The sequence below is a fragment of the Streptococcus sp. HMSC061D10 genome, from assembly GCF_001808865.1.
Lineage (GTDB): Bacteria > Bacillota > Bacilli > Lactobacillales > Streptococcaceae > Streptococcus.
Genome location: NZ_KV795027.1, coordinates 117223 through 133375 on the forward strand (window position 1 = coordinate 117223; position 16153 = coordinate 133375).

The 16153-nt window shown below is 39.7% G+C and carries 19 protein-coding genes; 2 read left to right on the top strand and 17 right to left on the bottom strand.

Annotated elements, in window-relative coordinates; all coding sequences use genetic code 11:
• Positions 1 to 99 precede the first annotated feature (99 nt).
• The 17 genes from HMPREF2728_RS09255 to HMPREF2728_RS09335 all read right to left on the bottom strand — a co-directional run bounded on the left by HMPREF2728_RS09255 (position 100) and on the right by HMPREF2728_RS09335 (position 13647).
• Positions 100 to 540: an ASCH domain-containing protein gene (locus HMPREF2728_RS09255; protein WP_075227733.1), complete on the bottom strand. Its 441-nt coding sequence runs from the start codon at positions 538 to 540 to the stop codon at positions 100 to 102.
• Entirely contained in the window at positions 485 to 1384 is a 900-nt protein-coding gene (locus HMPREF2728_RS09260; protein WP_075227734.1) for a putative PEP-binding protein, read from the bottom strand. Before HMPREF2728_RS09260 ends, HMPREF2728_RS09255 begins: the two co-directional genes overlap by 56 nt.
• Complete coding sequence (locus HMPREF2728_RS09265) at positions 1362 to 1862, bottom strand: NUDIX hydrolase (protein ID WP_075227735.1); 501 nt, start codon at positions 1860 to 1862, stop codon at positions 1362 to 1364. The genes HMPREF2728_RS09260 and HMPREF2728_RS09265 overlap by 23 nt, the downstream gene beginning before the upstream one ends.
• A 39-nt stretch (positions 1863 to 1901) precedes the next feature.
• Positions 1902 to 2507, bottom strand: a complete 606-nt coding sequence (locus HMPREF2728_RS09270; protein ID WP_075227736.1) for a DUF6707 family protein — start codon at positions 2505 to 2507, stop codon at positions 1902 to 1904.
• A 48-nt stretch (positions 2508 to 2555) separates the two neighbouring features.
• Positions 2556 to 2927: an Imm51 family immunity protein gene (locus tag HMPREF2728_RS09275; RefSeq protein ID WP_075227737.1), complete on the bottom strand. Its 372-nt coding sequence runs from the start codon at positions 2925 to 2927 to the stop codon at positions 2556 to 2558.
• 53 nt (positions 2928 to 2980) lie between these two features.
• Positions 2981 to 3319, bottom strand: coding sequence for a DUF7716 domain-containing protein (locus HMPREF2728_RS09280; RefSeq protein WP_075227738.1), 339 nt, complete (start codon positions 3317 to 3319; stop codon positions 2981 to 2983).
• Between the two features lie 18 nt (positions 3320 to 3337).
• A complete protein-coding gene (locus HMPREF2728_RS09285) occupies positions 3338 to 3757 on the bottom strand; it encodes an SMI1/KNR4 family protein (RefSeq protein ID WP_075227739.1) in 420 nt (139 codons plus the stop codon).
• Between the two features lie 19 nt (positions 3758 to 3776).
• Positions 3777 to 4112: a hypothetical protein gene (locus HMPREF2728_RS09290; protein ID WP_075227740.1), complete on the bottom strand. Its 336-nt coding sequence runs from the start codon at positions 4110 to 4112 to the stop codon at positions 3777 to 3779.
• A 36-nt stretch (positions 4113 to 4148) separates the two neighbouring features.
• Complete coding sequence (locus tag HMPREF2728_RS09295) at positions 4149 to 4847, bottom strand: 3-oxoacyl-ACP reductase (protein WP_075227741.1); 699 nt, start codon at positions 4845 to 4847, stop codon at positions 4149 to 4151.
• A complete protein-coding gene (locus tag HMPREF2728_RS09300; protein ID WP_033684947.1) occupies positions 4840 to 5076 on the bottom strand; it encodes a DUF2829 domain-containing protein in 237 nt (78 codons plus the stop codon). The genes HMPREF2728_RS09295 and HMPREF2728_RS09300 overlap by 8 nt, the downstream gene beginning before the upstream one ends.
• A 108-nt stretch (positions 5077 to 5184) precedes the next feature.
• Entirely contained in the window at positions 5185 to 6219 is a 1035-nt protein-coding gene (locus HMPREF2728_RS09305; protein ID WP_075227742.1) for a DNA/RNA non-specific endonuclease, read from the bottom strand.
• Between the two features lie 180 nt (positions 6220 to 6399).
• Positions 6400 to 7218 (bottom strand): EbhA, encoded by an 819-nt coding sequence (locus tag HMPREF2728_RS09310; protein ID WP_075227743.1) that lies wholly within the window; start codon positions 7216 to 7218, stop codon positions 6400 to 6402.
• 136 nt (positions 7219 to 7354) lie between these two features.
• The gene (locus HMPREF2728_RS09315; protein ID WP_060955926.1) at positions 7355 to 8281 is read right to left on the bottom strand and encodes an aldo/keto reductase; all 927 of its coding nucleotides are present in this window, start codon (positions 8279 to 8281) and stop codon (positions 7355 to 7357) included.
• A 100-nt stretch (positions 8282 to 8381) separates the two neighbouring features.
• Positions 8382 to 10379: a methionine--tRNA ligase gene (gene metG, locus HMPREF2728_RS09320; protein WP_075227744.1), complete on the bottom strand. Its 1998-nt coding sequence runs from the start codon at positions 10377 to 10379 to the stop codon at positions 8382 to 8384.
• A gap of 134 nt (positions 10380 to 10513) precedes the next feature.
• Complete coding sequence (locus HMPREF2728_RS09325; RefSeq protein WP_060955928.1) at positions 10514 to 11773, bottom strand: ABC transporter permease; 1260 nt, start codon at positions 11771 to 11773, stop codon at positions 10514 to 10516.
• A gap of 1 nt (position 11774) precedes the next feature.
• The gene (locus HMPREF2728_RS09330) at positions 11775 to 12476 is read right to left on the bottom strand and encodes an ABC transporter ATP-binding protein (protein WP_060955929.1); all 702 of its coding nucleotides are present in this window, start codon (positions 12474 to 12476) and stop codon (positions 11775 to 11777) included.
• Complete coding sequence (locus HMPREF2728_RS09335) at positions 12460 to 13647, bottom strand: efflux RND transporter periplasmic adaptor subunit (protein ID WP_075227745.1); 1188 nt, start codon at positions 13645 to 13647, stop codon at positions 12460 to 12462. The genes HMPREF2728_RS09330 and HMPREF2728_RS09335 overlap by 17 nt, the downstream gene beginning before the upstream one ends.
• Positions 13648 to 13888: 241 nt before the next feature.
• Between HMPREF2728_RS09335 and gor the strand changes: the two genes are divergently transcribed.
• On the top strand, positions 13889 to 15235 hold the full coding sequence (gor, locus tag HMPREF2728_RS09340) for a glutathione-disulfide reductase (protein ID WP_075227746.1): 1347 nt from the start codon (positions 13889 to 13891) through the stop codon (positions 15233 to 15235).
• Between the two features lie 336 nt (positions 15236 to 15571).
• Complete coding sequence (locus HMPREF2728_RS09345) at positions 15572 to 16111, top strand: biotin transporter BioY (protein ID WP_075227747.1); 540 nt, start codon at positions 15572 to 15574, stop codon at positions 16109 to 16111.
• Positions 16112 to 16153: the final 42 nt, after the last annotated feature.

Sequence of the window (16153 nt, forward strand, 5' to 3'; positions counted from 1 at the left end):
TGAGCAAATGCTCTAGTTCAAACATACCTATTTTATCATATTTTAAGTCAGAAAAAAGCTTTGGACGGTGATTTCCAAAACTTTCTTCCTTCTAGTTGTCTACATAGGGTAGACCTTGCGAAATTCTTCTAAAACAACCTTGCTGTCAGGTGTAAAATCCAGACCTGCTTCTCCTAACCAGTCTTTGAAAAAGTCCTCATGAACCTGATGCCAGTAGGCCAGAGATTTGTCTCCTTCGCCTTCCTTGTAGGCATGGTCGGCTGAAACCTGATGGAAAGGCTGAATGGAAACCTTTGTAATTTCAACGATGCAAACAGCTTGATCCTTACTGTCTAAAATAACATCAAAGGTCCCTTCTTGGGGAAGAGGTTCGTCCTCTACTGCGTAAAGATCGTAAGCTGAAGCTGTTGCTGTTTTTTCTCCTTTAAAGACCAGATCCGCTAAAAGGTCTGGTTCCACTCCAAAAGCCCAGGCATCTATCTCATCACCGATAGATGGGTTGATTTGCTTGTAGGCATTCCACATTTCTTGAGGTGTCATGGGTTCTCCTTTGTATTTTTTTACTTTCTTCTTTTACACGTTTGAGATGGTCTGGATGGTCAATTTTTAAATCAAAAATCTCCGGAATAGAACTGTAGTGGATAATGCATTTGATATCCATCTGATTCATTCTTTGCATGAAAGAAACATTCAGATATCCTGCCACGGCGAAATCTATCTTTTTCATCCTTGCTTTATCCTGCATCTGTCTCAGCATTTCTAACATAATGGGACTTTCCATATCATGCCATTGACTGTTTCTCACTGTCGCAAAAACAAAAGAAGTCAAATCATTCATTCCCACTACAATCTTTGAAATACCAGTTTCCAGTATCCTGTCCAAGTCAAAATAAGCTGATGGTAATTCAATCATCGTGCCGACTTTCCCGGTAAAACCATACTGACGCAATACTGTAATAGCTTGTTTTAATTGTTCAGCATCATTGACAAAAGGAAAAATAACAGACAGATTGGGTTTGGTTTGAAAAACTTTTGTAACAACATGTGCTTCAGCATGAAATTCATCCAAACACGCCAGTAAACGCCTAGTTCCTCTATATCCAAATAAGGGGTGGCGTTCATCAAAATACTCTTTAGTCCCGTCTAGATAATTTGCTTCTGCATTTGTTAACTCTGAAAAGCGATACCAGACTTCTTCATCTGGGTACAAATGGCAAATAGTGTCTAGATAATCTTTTACAAATAGCTGACAACTTGCTAATAGGATGTTTTGATTAAGCTCTCTCAGCAAGTATTCCCCACGAATCATGCCGACGTGGTGCAATAGTTGTGGGTAAACTTTTTCAACAATTCTTTCGCCACTAAGAGCTAGTTGATTTTGCATGTTTTACCTTCCAATTATTATAGCTTGTCATGTCCAATTCTGGAAATCCTCGTAACTCTGCCTTCACCTTCAATACTAAGGGGGAGGCATTTTCTTCGGTAATCTGCTCAAGAGGAAGCCAAATTGCCTTTGCTGAATCATTGCTTCCGTCAAGAACTTCATGAGGAAGGGATTTTTGAGAGCGTTCTAAATCAAGTACTATATCATAAAAGGCCATGACATGATGTACTGCAAAGTCTTGACCCTCTTCTTGAACCATTACATCATAAATCCTAGGATTTGAAGAACGGCTAAGAGTATAGCCTGTCTCTTCCAAAACTTCTCTCTTGAGGGTTTCTGTCAACCCTTCACCTGCTTCCTGACTACCACCAGGTAAATCAAAACGATGTTGATAAGGTCCTCTCGTTTTCTCAATGCAGAGTAATTTTCCTTTCTCATAGCAAATGCCATAGACACCAAAGTGATTTTTGATTTCCATATTCCACTCTTTCTAAAAGTCAAAGATTTCTAGCTCACCTTATCCCTTAAAAGGAAAGAGGCTATAGATTTCATGTTCCTTGATATACTTCTTCAGTATCTCCATATTCTCTTCAATTTTTGCCTGAATATCTGTCTCTTCACACGTTGACTCAGCAATAAAGAGGTGAATCTTCAATAAATCTGTCAAGTATAGCAGACGACGTTCCATTTCTGATTCAAGACTTGAAGCTTGCTCGATTTTTGCAAGCTTTTGCTCCAAGCTATCACCATTCAAAAATCTCTGATGAACTTTCCTTCTTATGTTTCGAGTGGATTCCTCCCCTTGTTCTAACGGAGACAAAAGGAGTTTTTTATAGGCAGATAGATTATTTTCTGTTTCTCTTTCCATATAGGCCAATAAAACCAGAGAACTATCAACAAAGGTCCAAGTGTTATAATTTCCTTCAAATGGGACTTGTATGACACTCTCCAATAATTTCTTAGCCATTTCCTCTTGACCATCTAGATAAAGTAGATAGGCCAGATGATTAAGCGATTCTAGATAGTTAGCTTGGGTTTTCTTATTCTTTTTTAAAATTTTATCTAAATAGAGATGTAGGTCTGGATGTTTTTCCAGTTGTTCAACTACTTCTGGTAGCTTCATTTGAAATCCTTTCTATTCTTTTTTAAAAATTTAAAGAGTTTTTGTCAACTAATCCAACTCTGCTCGACTGAACAAGTCTTTCATGGCTTCGATATCATCGCAAAACTCTTTAAAGCCAAGAGCAAATCTAGCCAAGGCGTCTACCTTGGATGAATAGGCGCAAAACATACTTCCTTCAGGATCAAAGTCGATAGCATCGCTTAATTCAGGCATTTTTTCCTCCAAAAATACTAAAGCTAGGGATGCCCAATCATAGCCATTCCCTTCAAATCCCTCCTCTTCTCGAGTGTCAAACACTTCCTGTCTGTATTCCCCATCAGGGTAATAAATAAACGACCCGCGAACATTTTGAGGATCCTCATCATAAACGAGCAAGTTAAAAGGGGAAATTTTTTCATTTATGTTTTCGTAATCTATCATTTCTTAACTCCTTTTTTTATTGTCAATGGAACTGAAACATTCTAGCTTTGTAACTAGGGTTCAAAAAGCATAAAGCAATCATGCTGCTGATAATAATTCAAAGCCTCGACCAAGTCTTGGTGACTTGCATCTGACTTTTCCTCAAGTGCGACTGCAAGAACATCAATCAACTGCTCTCCATAGTAGACTATCTGGAAATCTTGCTCCGATGCATCAGCTGGGTAGACATCAGAGTCGTCCACTACATCCGGATAATCAGATACCCAGTAGAGTCTAGCTAGTTTCAGTTCTCCATCCTCCTTGCCATAGAGACAAAAATTATCTGAAGTTAATTGATCCGCTATGACCTGCTCGATTATCTGCCCTAGTGAAAGTTCTTGGTGTTTTCGCATCCCGTCTCCTTTTTTATCTCACTCTTCAACAAAAGAGTTCAAAAATTCCTCAAAAGAAGCCCATTGACCATAGATCTCAGCTTTTTCTTCTAAAACATAGAAATACACCTTGCCATAATCCTCTGACCTTAGAGAAAGTGCATAGTTGCCAGAACCAGGATCATAGGCGAAATGGAGCAGGTCTGTAGCCCTAAATCCTGCAGGCACAGCCTCATCGTCATACCATGTAAGAGATTGGCACATTTCCTCAAGTGAATTAAAGGAATTGAAAGGAAAGAGGTGATGTTCATCGTGGACACCCCTTACTTGGGGCTGACCACCGTTGTTCTTGAGATAAAAATTTTTCATGGCTTCTGGCAATTTCTTTCCAAGAATCTCCTCAGATTGTAATAGGTCTTCTTTTGAAATCGGTGAATCTTCATCAAGCATCCTAAACATGATTACTCCCTTCAGTTTTCTACAATTCTTCTTTTAGTACCTTGTCAATAAAATCATAGACGTTTTTAGCAACTTTTTGCATTTCTAAGGAACCTATAGCTCCCAAGTCATTTTCATAAATGCAATCATCAGAATTTTTCTTGATAAAGTAAGCCAAATCTCCTTCCTGTCCAATCATAAAGTAATCTGGCTCTACTTCCTCAATCTGATAAGTCTCATTACGCTCTTGAAGGTCCTCCTTAGCATACAAACAGATACCTGTATCTCCAATTTCATAGGGGTCAATCTCTTCCCACTCTGATAAAAACTGATAGTAGAGATTGGGCAAGACAAATCCAAACTCATCTCTTTTCATAGCTTACCTCCACATATTCACTGAATATCAACTATATTACTTCAAAGACCAACCACCATCAATAGTCAGGATTTGTCCCTGCATGGCAGATGCATTCCCACTTGCTAAAAAGAGGCTAATCTCTGCTACTTCTTCTGGTTCTATCCAGCGTTTGATGGGTGTTTCACTAGCTACCCAGTCTGCTAGACCACCTGGTTCAAAGTCTGCTGCGGTCATACCAGTTTTGACTGCACCAGGAGCAATCCCAAAGACCTGGATACCTGCTTCTGCATAGTCCAAAGCTAATTGCTTGGTAAATCCAGCCAAGGCATGTTTAGAAGAGGTATAGGCGTGACCACCACCGCCTGCTAGATTTGAAGCGATGGAGCACATATTGATGATAATCCCATGTTTATGTTCCAGCATGTTTGTCAGATAATAGCGGGTCAACTCTACTGGAGTTACATAGTTTATTTCAAAAATCTCTTGAATTTCTTGGGCTGATTGTTCCAATAAGGGTTTGTAGCCATCCAATACACCTGCCGTATTACAAAGAATATCGACTCGAGGGCACCAATCAAAAATTGGTTCTAAGTCAAGTGTTAAATCACGTTGTAGAAAGTGAAAGTCGCCTTTCAAGGCAGGCTTTTCACCCTGATCCACACCAAAAACTTGATAACCATTTTCTAAAAAGAGTCGAGCTTGAGCCAGACCAATCCCTGAACTAACGCCCGTAACTAAGACACGTTTAGTCATAGACTTCAACCCAATCCGTCGCTAGGACATCACAAGGTGTCGGACTCCACATGGAAAAACCTTCCCCTTCTCCAGATACGTTGATGAGGAAATAGGGTGTCACTTCAAGAGCGACCCCGTTTTGCTCGATAGTGTCAAAAAGTTGGACATAGTTTTCAGCCCCACCCCAGCCAGTACGTACATATTTTTTCTTAGCCTTTAGTCCAGGCAAAATTTCTTCAAATGTCATGTTTTTCTCCTTTGTTATCTATGAATCTTAATTTAATTATAACAAAAAACCGTTTTCCAACGGCTTTTTGACTGTGATTATTCTGATTTATATAACTTGAGAAAACTATCACCATTGCAATCCAGCTTCTCTAATTTCCTTTTTAGAGGCAAACTTTCCATTTGGTCGATGCCATCTTCCATTTCTATCTCTAAAGTAGCCACCTGTATTACTACTTTGTGATTCTTCTTCTGCTGGTGCTGGTGCTTCAGTTTCCTGCTGTGTCTGTTCTTCTTTAGCCTTCTCTTCTGCTTCTTTTTTAGCTTTTTCTTGTGCTTCTTTTTCTTCAGCCTCTTTCTTGGCTTTTTCCTCGGCTGCCTTAAGCTCTGCAGCGCGTTCTTCAGCTGACTTGACCGTATTCTTTGCAGTACCATCTGCATAATTTATTTCAGCATTGGCTGAAACGTTATCCAAGGCGACATGGGTTACGGAATACTTATCAATTTTTTCCTTGCTACTACCTAATTTAATTTCAAGCAAATTTCCATCCTGATCAATTCCTACGTACTGTAAGATAATCTGTCTTGGAATCAATTCATTATCCTTATAGACAGCTGTCACCTTATAGTCAAGGTAATAGTTTGGATGATTTGCAAGCCATGAATCAAGCCCATTTTCATAATAGAGCATGCTACTTTGATTTTTGTCATCCGTTCCAGTAAAGGCACCTGTATTTAACCAAGCTGTCATAGGAACTAGATTGCGGCCTTCATCGTTAAGTCCACTAAATTGATACCCAACTAAATGACCGCGATTCATCAGCCAAGCCTCTTTAGAACCATCTCCGTAGTAAAATTTATAGTTATGCCATCCAACTGGATCAAAGGTTAATTTAGCTTCTCTCTTTTCTTTAGGCTCATCACTATCTTTTAGCTGAATGTGAGCATAAGTTGCACGGGATTTTGAATCAAGTTCCCCGAGTTCTAGCTGTTTTTCATTTTTAAAAGTAAGTAAGCCAGCTTCCTTGTATAACTTTGTATTATCCTGCGTAGTCTGTTCAGTCGTTACAGGTTCAGCTACTTTCGCCTCTTCCTTATGTTTCGAGCAGCCAACAGATGTCAGTAATGAAAGTAAAACAACAGAAGTCAAAACTATTCTTTTCATTTCAAATGCCCCTATTTTATTAAAATGTTTATTATATTGTTATTTTATACAATTTTACCATATATAGTTTGCATTTTCAAACAATTATATAGAGTTTTAAACAAAGATAAAAAGAGCGAAGTCATACCTCGCTCTTTGATTTCAAATTCATGAAAAGATATAGAATATTTTTATCGTATTTTATTTAATTTCTATAAGTTTTTGATATATTTTTTTAGTTAGTTCTTGTTGTTGGCTTGCTGTTAATCTTGAAGAGGTTCGAATCAAAACTGTACCATAAACATAATGCGAACCAGGTTGAAGAGCGGTTCCATCGTATGTACTAATATAATTATTACGTTTTTCTGCTTCCTCTTTAGTCTTATATACTTCTATATTTCCTCCAGCATCATTGCCTTTTTGAATAATATCAGATCCGTTTACTGGTGGATTTACTTGATTATCTACAAAATAAACCGATGCTGTATAGCCACCTTGTTTATTTAAATGCCTATTTGGATCATTACTTTCTGTCACAGATTGTACTCCTGTAATTGTATCAACCTCTTTTAGTCGTTCCTCAATAAAAGTACTAGATGGATTCGTAATTTGTTTTAATTGAATGACGCTATTCTTGTATTTTTCAAGTTTGTCCTTTAACTCATTTTGAATCTCAGTATAACTTAACGGTTGATTCATTTCATCAGTCTGATTTTCAATATCTTTTGTTTTTTTCTCTATTTCAGGTACTTTTCTTATTGATTTTTGAGTTTCTTCAACAGAATTCTTTAAATCATCTAAAGTATTTGGTTCTAGTGCTTCTTCTCCTTTTTCAACCACCGTTTCAGCCTCAGATAATAAGTCTTCAATATCTTTATTTTTTTCTTTTAGAGATGTAGAAGCCTTCTCAAAGTTACTGACAGCAGTTTTATAAGGTACATAAGATAAAAAATAATAACCCAAACTAACACCTAGTACTGCAAATATCATAATAGATATGATTGCTATATTTTTTTTCATATTTACTTCCCCTAAAAAATTTTTTATTTTATTATACTATCATTGGTTTGCATTTTCAAACAATTATATAAATATTTTTACAAATATAAAAAGAGCGAGATCCTACCTCGCTCTTTATAAAATATTTCTTTAGTTTCTAAGGCAAATCATTCCCAGCTGCTAGGTAAATCTCATACCATTCTTTTCGAGTCAGGTTGACATGACTTGCTTGGCTTGCTTCTATCAAATGTTTAGGGTTAGTTGTTCCTACTACTGCCTGCATCTTAGCTGGATAGCGTAACACCCAAGCGATAGCAATAGCTGATGGGCTCACACCGTATTTTAAGGCTAATCGATTTAGGACTTGGTTTAATTGTTGGAACTTCTCATTGCCGACAAAATTCCCTTTGAAATATCCGAACTGCAAGACTGACCAGGCCTGAATAACCATGTCGTTTAATTTGCAGTATTCAAAGATGCTTCCATCACGCAAAGCTGCCTTGTCACCTTCCATATTGACATGGAAACCTGATTCAAATCCTGGCGTGAAAGCTGCGCTTAGTTGTAATTGATTGATAGATAAAGGTTGTTTGACTTCTTTCTTCAGTAATTCCATCATCATAGGATTTTGATTGGACACACCGAAGTCTCGAACTTTACCTGATTTGTGTAGAATATCAAAGGCTTGAGCCACTTGATCAGCTTCCATCAAGGCATCTGGGCGATGGAGAAGCAAGCTATCTAGATAATCAACCTGCAATCTTTTTAGAATCCCGTCTACTGACTCTAAAATATAATCTTTTGAAAAATCAAAATAGGTAAATTCTTCTATGCGAATGCCACACTTGGACTGGATCCACATCTTTTCTCGCAGGTCAGGACGATTGTTTAACACTTGTCCCAGTAATTCTTCGCAACGACCTCCACCATAGATATCTGCCAAGTCAAAGGCATTGATTCCTACGGATAGGGCTGTTTCAACCAACTCCTCAACCTCTTTAACCGACTTGTCACTGATTCGCATCATGCCTAGAACGATTTCGGACAATTCTCTTTTCTCTTGACCAAATGGAATGTATTTCATGGCAATTTCCTCCGTTTTTCTTCATTATAAAGCAGAATGACACTTTTATCAACTGCTATCTCACAAAAGAAAAGAACCAGCTCAAACTGGTTCTTTAATCTTATCCAATCACACTTCCGTTTGGTACAGCTGGATCAACTGTGAGAAGGGTTAATTTGCCATCATGTTCAGCTGAGAGGATCATACCTTGGCTGACATATTTCTTCATCATCTTACGAGGTTTAAGGTTGGCAACGATTTGGACTTTCTTGCCGACCAATTCTTGTTCGTTTGGATAATATTTTGCAATACCAGAAAGGATTTGACGGTCTTCACCGTCACCAGCATCAAGGCGGAATTGAAGCAACTTATCAGAGCCTTCCACTTTAGAAACTTCTTTGACCTCTGCAACACGGATTTCGACCTTGTCAAAGTCTTCAAACTTGATTTCATCCTTGTTGAGTTTGAGTTCAACTTCATCTGGATTCCATTCTTTTTCGACGGCTGGTTTGTTGCCTTCCATTTGTTCCTTGATATAGGCGATTTCTTCTTCCATATCGAGACGTGGGAAGATTGGGGTTCCTTTGGCAACTACTGTTACTCCTGCAGGGAAATCTGCCAGGCTCAAGTTTTCAAGGCTAGTAACTTCTGCTAGACCAAGTTGAGTCAAGACTGCACGACTAGTTTCCATCATAAATGGCTCAATCAAGTGAGCTACGACACGAAGGCTAGCTGCCAAGTGGCTCATCACACTTGCCAATTGGTCACGAAGAGCTTCATCCTTAGCCAAGACCCATGGAGCTGTCTCGTCTATGTATTTGTTAGTACGTGAGATAAGAGACCAGACGGCTTCAAGCGCACGTGGGTAGTCAACTGCTTCCATGTGTGTATGGTAGTCAGCGATTGATTGTTCTGCAACGTCAGCAAGAGCAGTGTCAAATTCTGTCACACCTTCTACATAGACAGGGATTTGTCCATCAAAGTACTTGTTGATCATAGAAACCGTACGGTTGAGGAGGTTTCCAAGGTCATTTGCTAATTCATAGTTAATACGCCCTACATAGTCTTCTGGAGTAAAGGTTCCGTCTGAACCAACAGGAAGGCTACGCATGAGGTAGTAGCGAAGCGGATCTAGACCATAGCGTTCTACCAACATTTCAGGGTAAACGACATTCCCCTTAGACTTGGACATCTTACCGTCTTTCATGACAAACCAACCATGGGCAATCAAGCGGTCAGGTAATTTAACATCCAACATCATAAGAAGGATTGGCCAGTAGATGGAGTGGAAACGAAGAATGTCTTTTCCTACCATGTGGAAGACGGTTCCATTCCAGAACTTATCAAAGTTACCATGCTCATCTTGACCATAACCAAGAGCTGTCGCATAGTTAAGAAGGGCATCGATCCATACATAGACAACGTGTTTTGGATTTGACGGGACAGGTACACCCCAGGTAAAGGTTGTACGAGAAACTGCTAAGTCTTCCAAACCAGGCTCAATGAAGTTACGTAGCATTTCATTAAGACGGCCATCAGGAGTGATGAAGTCAGGATGTGATTTGAAAAATTCGACCAAACGGTCTTGGTATTTGCTGAGGCGAAGGAAGTAAGATTCTTCTGAAACCCATTCCACTTCGTGGCCTGATGGAGCGATACCACCAGTTACATTTCCAGAGTCGTCACGGAAAACTTCCGCAAGTTGACTTTCTGTAAAGAATTCCTCATCTGAAACTGAATACCAACCAGAGTATTCACCCAAGTAAATATCATCTTGAGCAAGCAAGCGTTCAAAAACTTGAGCCACTACTTTTTCATGGTAGTCATCAGTTGTACGGATAAATTTATCGTATGAGATATCCAATAATTTCCAGAGTTCTTTAACTCCAACTGCCATGCCATCAACATAGGCTTGAGGTGTGATGCCAGCTTCTTCTGCTTTTTGTTGAATCTTTTGGCCATGTTCATCAAGACCAGTCAGATAAAAGACATCGTAGCCCATCAGGCGTTTGTAGCGAGCTAGGACATCACAGGCGATAGTCGTGTAGGCAGAACCGATATGAAGTTTACCAGATGGATAGTAAATCGGTGTTGTAATATAAAAATTCTTTTCAGACATAATTTTTCCTTTCCAGGCAAATGAAACCTGTTTTTCTAACACTTCATTATATCATATTTTGATGATTTTCGATAAGGAAATCCATACAAAAACAAGACAGACTGATGTCCATCTTGTTTTTCCTGTTGATTATCTTATTCATAGCGAAGAGCTTCAATCGGATCTAACTTAGAAGCCTTATTGGCTGGTAGAACACCAAATATCATACCGATGCCAGCTGAGACAGCTAAGCTAAAGAGAGCGATTGGGATGGATACTCCAACTTCGATTCCTGCAATCATATTTTGAAGAAGAACTCCTGCAAGCATGGTCACCCCTGCAGCAAGCACCAGACCGATGAATCCACCTAACATGGTCAAAATCATGGATTCAATCAAAAATTGAACCAGAATATTAGCTCGTGTAGCTCCTAGTGCTTTTCGTAGACCAATCTCACGGGTACGCTCTGTCACCGAAACAAGCATAATGTTCATAACACCGGTACCACCAACAAAGAGAGAAATCCCCGCAATGGCACTAATAATCGTTGTTACAAAGCCAAACATTTGTTGCACTTCTTGGAAGGCGGCAGAAGCATCTCCTACCTGATACTCCCCTTGTTGGAGACCTGCAATCTCCGTCATTCTTCTTGCTAACTCAGGTCCCAAAGTCTGAGTCAGAGTCGTATCGTTAACACGAAAAACAATATCAGAAATTTCGTCGGTGTTAAAATTAGCCGCAAGAGAAATATTGGTCGTGATTGGTAGTCCTCCGACTCCAAAGGCTTTTGCAGCCTTAGCTTCTTTACTTGCATAAACACCAATAACACGGTAACTGATTTCATTTACTTCAACAAGCTGATTGAGTGCTTCTTGTGCAGAACCAAAAAGGCTATTAGCAAGTTCTTCATCTAAAATGATAACACTAGCGAAATCCTTATAATCTTGTGTTCTTAAACTACGGCCTGCAATGATTTCATTTTCAACCGCATCCATATAGGTGATGTTTCCACCTGTCAAGCTGGCACGTTCAACCTTCTTATCCTTATAAGTCAAGGTCACATTGGCTGAGTTAGTCACATAGTAACTATCCACTCCCTTGAGTTTAGCAGCTTCTTTAACCCAGGCTTCTTGTGGTTTAGGTAGTTCAACAAAAACATCTTCCTCTTTACCAGACAGGGTTAGAGCAGATTGCTTCTGAGTAAAGGATCCGTCCTTACTCTTGGTAGGTGAGAAAAAGACATGGATATCTTTCTGGGACTTGGTCATGTTTTTATTGACTTGACGCGACAGGGAGTCTCCCAAGGCCATGATGACGACAACGGATGATACGCCGATAATGATACCAATCATGGTTAAGAAAGAACGCATCTTGTGGGCCATAATGGATGAAAAGGCAAATTTCAGATTCTGCATCTTAGTTTTCCTCCTTTTCTACGAAACCACTATCAGATGAAATGACGCCATCACGAATGACAATCTGACGCTTAGCGTAAGCAGCGATTTCAGGCTCATGCGTAACCATAATGATGGTTTTTCCTTCTTTATTTAGTTCAACTAAGAGTTGCATGATCTGATTTCCAGTTTTAGTATCCAAAGCTCCAGTAGGCTCATCTGCCAAGATAATCGAAGGATTGTTAACAAGTGCACGCGCTATGGCAACCCTTTGCTTCTGACCACCTGACAACTCCGAAGGTAAGTGATGGCTACGCTCAGTCAACTCAACCTTTTCCAGATACTCTTCTGCTAATTTGCGACGTTTTGAAGCTGAAACTCCAGCATAAATCAAGGGCAATTCTACGTTTTGAAGAGCATTAAGCTTAGACAAGAGAAAGAATTGTTGAAAGACGAAGCCGATTTCCTGATTTCGAACCTTGGCTAATTGTTTTTCACCCAAACCAGCTACTTCTTTTCCATCTAGAAAATACTGCCCACTTGAAGGGGTATCTAACATACCAATGGTATTCATGAGGGTAGACTTCCCAGAACCAGATGGTCCCATGATTGCCACAAATTCTCCCTCATGAACTTCTAGGTTAATATTCTTGAGGACTAGTAGTTCTTGGTCACCATTACGATAGCTACGGCAAATATTTTTGAGGCTAATTAGTTGCTTCATCAGTCTTCACCTCTTTTCCTTCTTGCAAGGAAGCTGTCGGATTACTGATGACTTTTGCTCCATCTGTCAGACCAGATGTGATTTCTTGATTTTCTGCATCTGCATTGCCCAATCCAACTTCAACTTTTTTGGCTTTTTGATTTTCATCAAGAATCCAAACATAGTTTTTATCTTCTTCCATAACTACACTCGAAATTGGAACAATCAAGGCCTTGCTCTTATTCTTGACTTCAACACTGACTGTAAAGCCCTGTTTCAAGTCACCGATTTCACTAGTTACATCGACTGTATATGGGTATTTAGAACCTGTGTTTGAACCAGCTAAGCTACTGCTTGCTTCACTGTTATTTTTTGGATAATTTGAAATATAGCTAATCTTACCATTCCAAGTTTTATCTGGGTAAACCTTGGAAGTGAAAGTGACTTCTTGACCTACAGATAGATTGGCAAGGTTGTACTCAGAAAGCTCTCCCTTGACCTGCAAGTTATCGTTACTTACGATATGAATCAAAACTTGACTATTTCCTGTTGGAGATTTTGAAACGTTCCGATTCACTTCAACAACTGTTCCCTCTACCGTACTCAAAACTGTAGCTGCATTCAACTGGGCTTGAGCTTTTTCGAGTTGCGCTTCTGCATCTGCACGCACATCACGAGCATCGCTGATTTGAGAATCAATAGCAGCTGTAGCAGAACCGGATGACTGAGCTGGCGCTTGTCCAGTTGCTCCTTCTAAACCTGCTTGCGGAAGGCTAGGTGTTGCTGCGGCGGTATTTCGAGACTCATTCAGTTCATTGATATGACGGTCAGCTTTAGCAACAGCACGACTGGCAGCATCATAGGCAGCCTGGGCTTCTGTGCTACTATACTTAACGAGAGCCTGTCCTTCGCTGACCTGATCACCAACAGAAACCAAGACCTCATCCAAGTCACCCTTGCTTGCATCATAATAGATGTATTGTTCATTCTGAGCAGTTACTGTACCAGATAAAAGAACTGAAGATGCCACAGACCCCTCTTTGGCAAGGACAATCTTAGCAGATTCATCTTTTGCTGCAGCTTGATTTGGTTGTCTCAATAGAAGAACAGCTGCTGCTCCCACTACAAGTACTGACGCCACTCCAATAGCAGTAAATAAAGGCCATTTCTTAGCTTTTGACTTTCTTTTCATAGTAATACCCCTTTTATAAATATATATGTTAAGATTATAGCACACATCCTAAAAATGGACAATTAATTTCTCATTATCCAAAAACATTTGCTAAAATCTTTTATTGTTGTATTAGTTATATAATACACTTTCTTTTTTATTTTTGCAAGCATTTTCTTAAAAATTTTAAGCGTAGCAGATTTTTGCATTGACCTCCAAAAAAAGATAGAATATGACTAGAAAACAAGTAAAGGAGCTTTCTATGAGAGAATATGATATTATCGCCATTGGAGGAGGTAGCGGGGGAATTGCTACCATGAATCGTGCTGGTGAACATGGTGCTAAGGCGGCAGTTATTGAGGAAAAGAAATTAGGTGGAACTTGTATCAACCTCGGCTGTGTCCCTAAAAAAATTATGTGGTACGGTGCTCAAATCGCAGAGAGTATCCACAAATATGGACCTGACTATGGTTTCACAAGCACTGGGAACGAATTTGATTATGCAACGCTTCGTAAGAATCGTGAAGCCTATATTGACCGTGCTCGTTCTTCTTATGGTGGAAGCTTTAAGCGTAACGGAGTTGATTTGATTGAAGGACGTGCCGAGTTCGTTGATGCTCATACAGTCAGTGTCAATGGTGAGTTGATCCGTGCTAAGCATATCGTGATTGCAACTGGGGCCCATCCTCATATTCCTGCCATTCCTGGTGCTGAACTAGGTGGTAGTTCTGATGATGTCTTTGCCTGGGAAGAATTGCCTGAATCGGTAGCTATTCTAGGTGCTGGTTACATTGCTGTCGAATTAGCTGGCGTACTCCATACCCTTGGTGTACAGACTGATTTATTCGTCCGTCGTGAACGTCCACTTCGTGGATTTGATAGCTATATCGTTGAGAGCTTGGTTCAAGAAATGGAAAATACTGGATTAAACCTCCACACCCATAAGGTTCCAGCAAAACTTGAAAAAATCGAAGAAGGCATTAGGATTCATTTTGAAGATGGGAGCACCCATACCGCCAGTCAAGTTATCTGGGCAACTGGTCGCCGTCCAAATGTTGAAGGACTTCAACTCGAAAAAGCTGGTGTTACTCTCAATGAACGTGGCTTTATCCAGGTTGATGAATATCAAAACACTGTCGTTGATGGTATCTACGCTCTTGGAGATGTCACAGGTGAGAAAGAACTTACTCCTGTCGCAATCAAGGCTGGCCGCACTCTATCCGAAAGACTCTTCAACGGCAAAACCAATGCCAAAATGGACTACACGACTATTCCAACTGTTGTCTTCTCTCACCCAGCTATCGGAACTGTCGGTCTAACTGAGGAAGAAGCTATCAAAGAGTATGGACAAGAAAACATTAAAGTTTATACTTCAAAATTTACTTCTATGTATTCAGCAGTAACTAGCCACCGTCAAGAAGCTCGCTTCAAGCTAGTTACAGCTGGTGCAGACGAAAAGGTAGTTGGTCTTCATGGCATCGGCTACGGCGTTGATGAAATGATTCAAGGTTTTGCTGTAGCAATCAAGATGGGAGCTACAAAAGCTGACTTTGATGCGACGGTCGCTATTCATCCTACAGGTTCAGAAGAATTTGTGACCATGCGTTAATACAAAAAGAGACCATCTTGGTCACTCAGATTGAAGAAAAAGCCTATATAAGAGCATTTTCTTCAATCTTTTTCTTTTATTAGAGCAAATTATAAAACACTTAAAAATAGCATCCCATCAGGATTCCTAAGAATTTTCACTATGTGATAACCAATCTCCATAAGGGTGCTTTTTTTATTACGGATAAGATCTATCTGTGTTCTGAAAAAAATCCTAGCCGACTTTTTTGTCTCAATCGGCCGTTACAAATTTGTAACCTTTATTTTTAAAATAGGTTGACAATCATCCCCCTTCCAGTATAATAGTTACTATAAATTAAAAAAGAGGTTAACTATTATGAAAAAAGCACACATTTACGCTATTCCTGCTATTGGAGCTGCTCTGATTGCAGTATTAGCCCAAATCAGTATCCCAATTGGACCAGTACCATTTACTCTACAAAACTTTGCTATCGGACTCATTGCTACTGTTTTTAGACCAAGGGAAGCCGTTCTTTCTGTTGGTCTCTATCTCTTGCTGGGTGCTATCGGTATTCCTGTCTTTGCCAGTGGAGGAGCTGGTTTTCATGTTTTGGTAGGTCCAAGCGCTGGCTATCTTTGGTTTGACCTTGTCTATGCTGGGCTTACGTCCTATCTTATCCATAAGAAAAGTAGCTATATTCGTATCTTTCTTGCAAATCTCTTGGGAGATTCCCTTGTCTTTGTTGGTGGTATTCTCAGCCTCCACTTCCTTGCTGGTATGCCTTTTGATAAAGCACTAGCTGTCGGTGTACTTCCCTTTATCATTCCTGATCTTGCAAAAATCCTTGCCATCAGTTTTATCGGTCGACCACTCCTTCAACGTCTCCATACTCAATCCTATTTTTCAAGCAAATAAAAAGAGGCCGGGTTTGTACTGACCCCAAAAAGTTAGACAATT

Bases quoted from the DNA above. Each gene is read 5' to 3' on its own strand.
- HMPREF2728_RS09255 (WP_075227733.1), bottom strand. From the start codon at position 540: ATGACACCTCAAGAAATGTGGAATGCCTACAAGCAAATCAACCCATCT.
- HMPREF2728_RS09260 (WP_075227734.1), bottom strand. From the start codon at position 1,384: ATGCAAAATCAACTAGCTCTTAGTGGCGAAAGAATTGTTGAAAAAGTT.
- HMPREF2728_RS09265 (WP_075227735.1), bottom strand. From the start codon at position 1,862: ATGGAAATCAAAAATCACTTTGGTGTCTATGGCATTTGCTATGAGAAA.
- HMPREF2728_RS09270 (WP_075227736.1), bottom strand. From the start codon at position 2,507: ATGAAGCTACCAGAAGTAGTTGAACAACTGGAAAAACATCCAGACCTA.
- HMPREF2728_RS09275 (WP_075227737.1), bottom strand. From the start codon at position 2,927: ATGATAGATTACGAAAACATAAATGAAAAAATTTCCCCTTTTAACTTG.
- HMPREF2728_RS09280 (WP_075227738.1), bottom strand. From the start codon at position 3,319: ATGCGAAAACACCAAGAACTTTCACTAGGGCAGATAATCGAGCAGGTC.
- HMPREF2728_RS09285 (WP_075227739.1), bottom strand. From the start codon at position 3,757: ATGTTTAGGATGCTTGATGAAGATTCACCGATTTCAAAAGAAGACCTA.
- HMPREF2728_RS09290 (WP_075227740.1), bottom strand. From the start codon at position 4,112: ATGAAAAGAGATGAGTTTGGATTTGTCTTGCCCAATCTCTACTATCAG.
- HMPREF2728_RS09295 (WP_075227741.1), bottom strand. From the start codon at position 4,847: ATGACTAAACGTGTCTTAGTTACGGGCGTTAGTTCAGGGATTGGTCTG.
- HMPREF2728_RS09300 (WP_033684947.1), bottom strand. From the start codon at position 5,076: ATGACATTTGAAGAAATTTTGCCTGGACTAAAGGCTAAGAAAAAATAT.
- HMPREF2728_RS09305 (WP_075227742.1), bottom strand. From the start codon at position 6,219: ATGAAAAGAATAGTTTTGACTTCTGTTGTTTTACTTTCATTACTGACA.
- HMPREF2728_RS09310 (WP_075227743.1), bottom strand. From the start codon at position 7,218: ATGAAAAAAAATATAGCAATCATATCTATTATGATATTTGCAGTACTA.
- HMPREF2728_RS09315 (WP_060955926.1), bottom strand. From the start codon at position 8,281: ATGAAATACATTCCATTTGGTCAAGAGAAAAGAGAATTGTCCGAAATC.
- metG (WP_075227744.1), bottom strand. From the start codon at position 10,379: ATGTCTGAAAAGAATTTTTATATTACAACACCGATTTACTATCCATCT.
- HMPREF2728_RS09325 (WP_060955928.1), bottom strand. From the start codon at position 11,773: ATGCAGAATCTGAAATTTGCCTTTTCATCCATTATGGCCCACAAGATG.
- HMPREF2728_RS09330 (WP_060955929.1), bottom strand. From the start codon at position 12,476: ATGAAGCAACTAATTAGCCTCAAAAATATTTGCCGTAGCTATCGTAAT.
- HMPREF2728_RS09335 (WP_075227745.1), bottom strand. From the start codon at position 13,647: ATGAAAAGAAAGTCAAAAGCTAAGAAATGGCCTTTATTTACTGCTATT.
- gor (WP_075227746.1), top strand. From the start codon at position 13,889: ATGAGAGAATATGATATTATCGCCATTGGAGGAGGTAGCGGGGGAATT.
- HMPREF2728_RS09345 (WP_075227747.1), top strand. From the start codon at position 15,572: ATGAAAAAAGCACACATTTACGCTATTCCTGCTATTGGAGCTGCTCTG.